This window comes from Microcoleus sp. Pol12B4, from assembly GCF_036701385.1.
In the GTDB taxonomy this organism is placed as follows: Bacteria; Cyanobacteriota; Cyanobacteriia; order Cyanobacteriales; family Microcoleaceae; genus Microcoleus.
Window position 1 is genome coordinate 23,867 of sequence record NZ_JAUBQR010000037.1, and the last position, 7,796, is coordinate 31,662.

Below are 7,796 nucleotides of genomic sequence, written 5' to 3' on the forward strand. Positions count from 1 at the left end.
ATTCAAAACTTTATAAGCTTAAAGCTGACGCACCCTACAATTATTAACTAAAGACCTGCCGCACAAACCGCCGCTCCAATTAACCCTACATTATCATTCAAAACAAGACGAACTGGCATCATTTCTAACAGCGAATCCATCCGACCTTTGTGCGTAAAAGCTCGCATAAAACCCCCTTCTAGAATCAGCGGCAAAATCTTAGCAGCAATGCCGCCAGCTACGTACAAACCGCCGTAAGGTAACAGTGTCAGAGCCAAATTTCCGGCCACTGCACCGTAAGCTTCTACAAACATTTGCATTGTTTGTTCGGAAAGCCGATCGCACTTTTTGAGTGCCGCCTGTGCAATTGTCGCCCCCGGATCGACACTCTTCTCGCTTTTACCGATTTCTGACTCCCATTTTTTGATAACTTCCCCTACCTCCGGCGATTCAAGAGCAAATTTTCTGTCCCGCAAAAACTGGTAAATTGAAACAATCCCTTGTCCCGATACTACACGCTCGATGGATATTCTTTGAATATCGTGTTTGGCTAACAAATATTTGAGCAATTGAAACTCCAACTCCGAACGAGGAGCAAAGTCACCGTGTCCGCCTTCCGACGAAAAAACCCTGATGCCATTTGCTTCGGGAATTCCAAAACAATTTCCCAAACCAGTACCCGCGCCAATCACAGCAATTGGATCGTGTTGGCGGGGTTTTCCAACTTGCAAAGTGTGCAAATCTCGCTCGTCCAAAGCCCAAACGCCGTAGCCAACCGCAACAAAATCATTAATTAAACTAACGTGTGATATTCCTAATTCCTGTTCCAGACGCTTCGCATCCAGTATCCAAGGCAAATTAGTCAGTTTGGCAGTGTTGTTAACCACCGGACCTGCGATTGCAAAACAAGCTTTTTGAGGTTCTGGTGCAACATTTAACTTAATAGCAGCTTCCGTCAAGAACTGCCGCACCATCGGTACTAAATCGGGAAACTCCCCGCTCGGATAGCGAAACTCGTAAAGAGCGTTCATTTCACCGTTAATAGTCCTTTCTACCAAGCGCAAAATCGTCTTAGTTCCGCCAATATCGCCCGCTAATAATAATGCCATAAATCTTTTTTTCCACCAAAGATAACATTCCCCATTTAAACACCCACAGTATTAATTGCCAACCAAGCTCGCAGCACCTCAGCCACAGTCCAAGCTTGAGCCGTGCAGCCTCGCGGCGAGTGGGGGGCGTCGCCCTCAAAAATTTCGCCCAGACTGCCAACTCCGCCACTCATTATATGATGTGCCATCGGTTTGAGGAATTCGCGAGCTTGTGCTGAATCTTTGTATACGTGCAAGTGCGCCAAGACAAACGGGCCAATCAGCCAGCCCCAAGCTGTACCCTGGTGGTAGGCGCTGTCGCGCTGCAATTGGTCGCCTCCGTATGCGCCGCGATACTGCGGGTGCTGCGGCGAGAGGCTGCGGAGGCCGTGAGAAGTCAGAAGCTGTTGAGCGCAGCCGTCCACCACGCCGCGACGCTGGATGGGCGTCAGTAACGGTGTATAGCGGGTTTCCTGGTGCATCCCTGCTGACAAGGAGTTGGCGGAGTGAGGAGAAATCGAATTTAGGGGCAGGGATACGGCGAATATTTGGTTGGGCCGCAGGGAGCTGTCGTCTCCGTCGGGGCCGTCCAGAACGTCGTAACAGTAACCGATTGAGGCGTTCCAGAAGCGAGGGAATCCGGCCGCCGTTCGATCGCCCAATTGCTGGTATTCATTGTGAGGCTTGCCCATTTTTCGAGCAAAACTTGCCATAGCTTGTATAGCATTGTACCAAAGCGCGCTGAGTTCGATCGGCTTACCAATCCGAGGCGTCACCACCCAATCGCCGATTTTCGCATCCATCCAAGTCAGTTGCACGCCGGTTTCGCCCGCGTAGACTAAACCGTCATCGGGATCGACGCGGATATTATACCGAGTACCCTGCAAGTGCCAGTCAACAATCTCACATAACACCGGCCAGAGTTCGGTCAAAAGTTCGTCGTCGCCCGTGGCATCGATATAAGCGCGGATTGCCTCAAAGTACCACAGCGTGGCGTCTGCGGTGTTGTATTCCGGTTCGCCACCCGCATCCGGGAAGCGGTTCGGCAGCATCCCCCGATCGACATAGCGCGCAAATGTCCGCAAAATTGATCGCGCAATTTCCCATCGCCCCGTACAGATTGTGAGGCCGGGCAGGGCGATCGTCGTGTCGCGCCCCCAGTCGCTGAACCAGGGATATCCGGCGATAATTGTTTTGCCTTCGGGTTCCTCCGGTAGCGCGCGGCTGACGATAAATTGGTCGGCGGCGAGCACTAAGTGATTGATCCAGTCGGGAGATTTGCTCGTTTTTGACCATTTTTGCAGCAGTTGTTGGTCATAAGTGTGACGCGATTCTAAAGCTGTACCGCCGTTGAGTTCGGGATTTTTCTCGGTGCTGGCTATCAATGTGAGATCACTTCCCGGTGCGATAGTCATGTGAAAAGTCGCCGCGTGCAAGTGATCCTCGCAGCAATCCAATCCGCGGCGCTTTTCGGCTGCTAAGTCCAATCCGTAATGCCAATTGTATAAAGCCGCAGAAACTCGAAATTTTGCCTCGGCTTCGGCATCCGTCAGCAGGTACAGGGGTGCCGCCTTGGGAAATGCAGTCACGCAAACCCCGCGTTCCAAGGTTTCTAGGCTCATCTGCCAGTCGCCGGCGCTCGTCGTGTGGTGGTAGTCGCGATAGTTGACTAGGGCTTTGACAGCGAGGGCGATCGGTTGTGAGGCGCGGTGCAAGCGGTATTGAATATATGTTGTGTTAGCACCTTGCTGCATCCAAATCCGCTTTTCTAGGATAGCGTCAGCGAGAGCAAACCTCCAAACAGGCGTCGTGCCTTCGAGGTGAAAGCTTTCGATGTAGTTGTAGCCGTGGGGTTCCATCGTGGCGTCGGCCCAGCGGTTTGTATAAAGCGGATATGCGCGATCGTGATACACCGCCGTCTCGTCCAGCTTGGCGAGCATCAAAGTTCGTCCCAGCGGGGGTTTGAGGGCGGCTATCAGCAAGCCGTGATAGCGGCGGGTGAGGAGATTTGCGATCGTCCCGCTAGCGTAACCGCCGATCCCGTTTGTGACCAACCACTCGCGAGACTCCGCCGAGTCGATATTGCAGCAGATTTCCCGTCCAAAAGCAATAACCATACAATTCCCACTCGCGCTGATTTTTGACCTACCTTTAGGTAGATTCTCGACATGATCTCAAAAGAAATATTAACCCTTGCAAGTGGCTAATTTGGCGATCGCCCCCTGCCGATTCCTGCTCTAATTTAGACATTACTAACCGCTACTTTTGCCTGTTACATGATTTTAGCCTTGGATGCCTCTGTCTAAAGTTAGTTGTTTGTTATATTAAGTAATATTACCGTCTAAACAGGCGCTGAACATTAAGGGCAAAGCATTTGATAGCGCGTCGGGCGATCGAACTACCAACCTATTTTATAAGGAGAACAGCTCAAAGTGAAGATAGGAGCAAATTACCTAGGCAATAACCAATGTGAATTTACCGTTTGGGCGCCCACCCTCAAACAAATCGCAGTCCAAATTGTTTCCCCAAACAAACGCTTGATACCCCTGCAACCATCGGCAGAAGGTTATTGGCAAACCACAGCTACAGACATCGAACCAGGAACCCTTTACACCTACCAAATCGAAGGAAAAACCGATCGACCAGACCCAGCCTCTAAATATCAACCTCAAGGCGTACACGCTCCGTCGCAAGTAATAGATGAAAATATCTTTACTTGGACTGACACAAATTGGCAAGGCGTGCCGCTAGCCGAAATGATTATTTACGAACTGCACGTCGGCACATTCACCCAAGCCGGAACATTTGAAGCAATAATTTCCCAGCTAAAACAACTTAAAGAATTGGGAATCAACGCCATCGAAATAATGCCAGTAGCCCAATTTCCTGGCGATCGAAACTGGGGATATGACGGCGTATATCCCTACGCCGTTCAAAACTCATACGGCGGCCCCGAAGGCTTCAAAATACTCGTCAACGCCTGCCACGAACACGGCATTTCAGTAATTCTCGATGTAGTTTACAACCACCTCGGCCCCGAAGGAAATTATCTCAGGGACTTCGGCCCTTACTTTACCTCAAAATACGGCTCGATTTGGGGAGATCCCCTCAACTTCGACGACGCCTACAGCGACGGCGTGCGTAACTACTTTATTGAAAACGCTCTATACTGGTTTCGAGACTATCACATCGATGCCCTGAGATTAGATGCAATTCAAGCAATATTTGAAGTAGGTGCAAGACCTTTTTTACAAGAACTATCCGATGCCACAGCCGATATTTCCCAAGAACTAGGACGGAAACTTTACTTAATAGCCGAAAGTGACTTAAATGATGTCCGCACTGTACGTCCCAAAGAGCTCGGTGGCTTCGGACTAGATGCCCAATGGTGCGATGATTTCCACCACGCACTGCACGCCTTGCTCACCGGAGAAGACGACCGATACTACCAAGATTTCGGCAAATGCGAACACTTAGAAAAAGCCTTCAAAGAAAGCTTTGTTTACTCCGGCCAGTACGCCCCCCACAGAAAGCGGAAACACGGCAATTCTGTTAAGGATGAACCGGGTCATAAATTTTTGGTTTTTGCCCAAACCCACGACCAAATAGGCAACCGCATTTTGGGAGACAGACTCTCGAAAATAGTTGATTTTGAAGGATTAAAACTCGCAGCCGGCACAGTTTTAATTTCTCCCTACATTCCCTTCTTTTTTATGGGAGAAGAATATGGAGAAGAAGCACCGTTTTTTTACTTCGTTTCCCACTCGGACGAAAACTTAATTGAAGCTATCCGCAAAGACAAACAACAAGAATTTAAAATCTTTGAAGGCCGAGGCGAGTTTCACGACCCCCAGAGTCCTGAGACTTTCGATAAGTGTAAGTTAAACTGGGAAAAACAAACCGAAGGCAAACACAAAATCCTGTGGGAATGGCATCAACATTTGATTCAACTGCGGCGGACAATACCGGCCCTTAAAAAACTAGACAAAAACAGTCTAGAAGTGTCCAGCATTGAAACAGAAAAAATCTTATTTCTACGTCGCTGGACAGATGACAGCCAGATATTCTGCATTTTAAACTTCAACAGGCAAGAGGTAGCTTTTACGGCTGCACTTCCCCAAGGCAACGGTCACAAAATTTTAGACTCTGCTGATGAAAAATGGATGGGTTTAGGTTCTAGCTTGCCTGAAAAGATAACTTCAGAGCAAAAATTGACCATTAAACCGCAGAGTTTCGCACTCTATGAATTACAGTAATTAAACCCAGAGGCTGAGCCTCAAATACAGGCGTTACCCGGCAGAGCCTAGGAACAAGCAACAGGAGGCAGAACCTATTTCGTTCTCAGCCTCTGTCACGAAATCTAGTCCCACAAGAAACGGGAGGCAGAGCCTCTCTCGTTCCCAGCCTCTGCCGGGGAATGCAGTAGAGGAGGCTCTGCCTCATATATTAAAAGAGAAAACCATAAAAAACCAGGAGTAAAATTAACATAATGAGAATTCCTACAACAACTTATCGGATTCAATTTCATGGAGGTTTTAACTTTGAAGCCGCCAAACAAATCCTTAGCTATCTGGAAGATTTAGGAATTACCGACGTTTACGCTTCACCGATATTTAAAGCCAGAAAAGGCAGCTCTCACGGATACGATGTCGTTGACTCAAATCAGCTCAATCCCGAATTGGGAACATCAGAAAATTTTGAAGCCCTCACATACGAAATCAAGAAACGGAACATGGGATGGCTGCAAGATATTGTCCCTAACCACATGGCTTACGACACTCAAAACTTGCTGCTGTTAGACGTATTGGAACACGGGCCGGATTCCGACTATTTCGATTACTTTGATATTGAATGGAATCATGCTTACGAACATCTCAGAGGTCGAGTTCTGGCTCCGCTGCTGGGCAATTTTTATGGAGAGTGTTTGGAAAGTGGCGAGATTCAACTCAAATACAGCGAAATTGGGCTGACCATCAATTATTATAGCTTACAATTGCCAGTAAGAATTGAATCTTATGCTAAATTTATCAGTCATAATTTGGGGCATTTAGCCAGGGAATTAGGCAGACGCCACCCAGATTTTATCAAGTTTTTGGGAATTCTTTATTTGATTAAAAATACACCTTCAGAAACTAAAGGTAAAACCCGATACGATCAGATAGCTTTTGTCAAAGGACTGCTCTGGGAACTCTACAATCAAAATCCCCTTGTACAGGAATTCATCGATGAAAATATCAAAGTTTTTAACGGAGAAAAGGGAAACTCCGAAAGCTTTAATTTGCTAGACGATTTGCTTTCCGAGCAGTTTTACCGTCTGGCTTTCTGGAAAGTAGGGGCAGAAGAAATTAACTACCGAAGGTTTTTTACAGTCAACGAACTTATTTCGGTAAAAGTTGAAGAGATTAAAGTTTTTCACAAAAACCATGCTCTGATATTCGACATGGTTGATGAGGGAAAGTTTACTGGATTGAGAATCGACCACATCGATGGACTTTACGACCCCACAGAATATTTGAAACGACTCCGGGAAAAAATCGGAGACACTTATATTACTGTTGAAAAAATTTTGGAACACGAAGAAGATTTGCCGTCATATTGGCCGATTGAGGGAACTAGCGGCTACGACTTTTTGAATTACGTAAATGGCGTTTTTTGTCGGTGCGATCGCGAACAGCAATTTAGCGAAATATATCAGAGATTTACTCGCTTGAATGTTCCCTATGAACAGTTATTTTTAGATAAAAAAGGCCTGATTGTTGAGAAAAACTTGGCTGGAGATGTAGACAATCTAGCTCAACTTTTGAAGAATATATCAGGTCAATCGAGACAGGGAAATGACTTTACTCGTCCCGGTTTGGAAAAAGCATTGGCGGCGGTTTTGACGATTTTTCCAGTCTACCGAACTTACATCAATCAAGATGGTTTGAGAGAGTCCGATCGCACTTACGTACAATATGCGATCGCCCATGCCAAAGAACAAGTACCGCGACTCCTCAAGGAACTTAATTTTATCGAAACGGTGCTGTTGCTCGAAGAAGAAGAAACTCTAACACCAGAACAAAAAGAGCAGCGCAGGCACTTCGTAATGAAACTCCAGCAGTTGACAGGCCCATTAATGGCAAAAGGCGTTGAAGACACGCTTTTATACGTCTACTATCGGCTTTTATCCCTCAACGAAGTGGGAGGAAATCCTAGTCAGTTTGGCGTGTCCCTGGGAGATTTTCACGAGTTCAACAAACAACAGCAAGTCGCTTGGCCACACAAAATGAATGCGACAGCTACCCACGATACCAAACGTGGCGAAGATGTGCGAGCCAGAATAAACGTTTTGTCAGAAATTCCCGATGAATGGGAACAGCAAGTCAGGTCTTGGAGAGAGGTAAACTCTTCTAAGAAAGTCAACTTTGTAAATCGAATGGTTCCAGATACTAATGACGAATACTTCCTGTACCAAACTCTCCTAGGCAGTTTTCCCTTTGAGGGAATTGAAAACACTGATTATGTCGATCGCCTGAAAGATTATGTCATTAAAGCGGTCCGCGAAGCCAAAGTTTATACGGCTTGGCTGAGACCGGATAACGACTATGAAGCTGGTTTTATGACCTTTGTCGATAGCGTTCTCGAATCTTCGGAACAAAATCAGTTTCTCAACAAATTTATACCTTTCTGCAAAAAAGTAGCTAATTACGGAATTTTCAATTCTTTATCTCAAACGCTGCTGAAAATCAC

At 46.8% G+C, this 7,796-nt stretch carries 4 protein-coding genes; 2 read left to right on the plus strand and 2 right to left on the minus strand.

Features of this window, described 5'->3' with window-relative positions:
- Nucleotides 1-47: 47 nt before the first annotated feature.
- Both QUA38_RS07750 and QUA38_RS07755 read right to left on the minus strand, forming a co-directional pair.
- Nucleotides 48-1,088: a glucokinase gene (locus QUA38_RS07750; RefSeq protein ID WP_333160613.1), complete on the minus strand. Its 1,041-nt coding sequence runs from the start codon at nucleotides 1,086-1,088 to the stop codon at nucleotides 48-50.
- Nucleotides 1,089-1,123: 35 nt separating this feature from the next.
- Entirely contained in the window at nucleotides 1,124-3,184 is a 2,061-nt protein-coding gene (locus QUA38_RS07755) for an amylo-alpha-1,6-glucosidase (RefSeq protein WP_333160615.1), read from the minus strand.
- 315 nt (nucleotides 3,185-3,499) lie between these two features.
- Between QUA38_RS07755 and treZ the strand changes: the two genes are divergently transcribed.
- The gene (gene treZ / locus QUA38_RS07760) at nucleotides 3,500-5,323 is read left to right on the plus strand and encodes a malto-oligosyltrehalose trehalohydrolase (RefSeq protein WP_333160617.1); all 1,824 of its coding nucleotides are present in this window, start codon (nucleotides 3,500-3,502) and stop codon (nucleotides 5,321-5,323) included.
- A gap of 233 nt (nucleotides 5,324-5,556) precedes the next feature.
- On the plus strand, nucleotides 5,557-7,796 hold a 2,240-nt coding region (treY, locus tag QUA38_RS07765), incomplete at its 3' end, for a malto-oligosyltrehalose synthase (RefSeq protein WP_333160619.1).

Coding starts and splice junctions, on each gene's coding strand:
- QUA38_RS07750 (WP_333160613.1), bottom strand. CDS start 1,088: ATGGCATTATTATTAGCGGGCGATATTGGCGGAACTAAGACGATTTTG.
- QUA38_RS07755 (WP_333160615.1), bottom strand. CDS start 3,184: ATGGTTATTGCTTTTGGACGGGAAATCTGCTGCAATATCGACTCGGCG.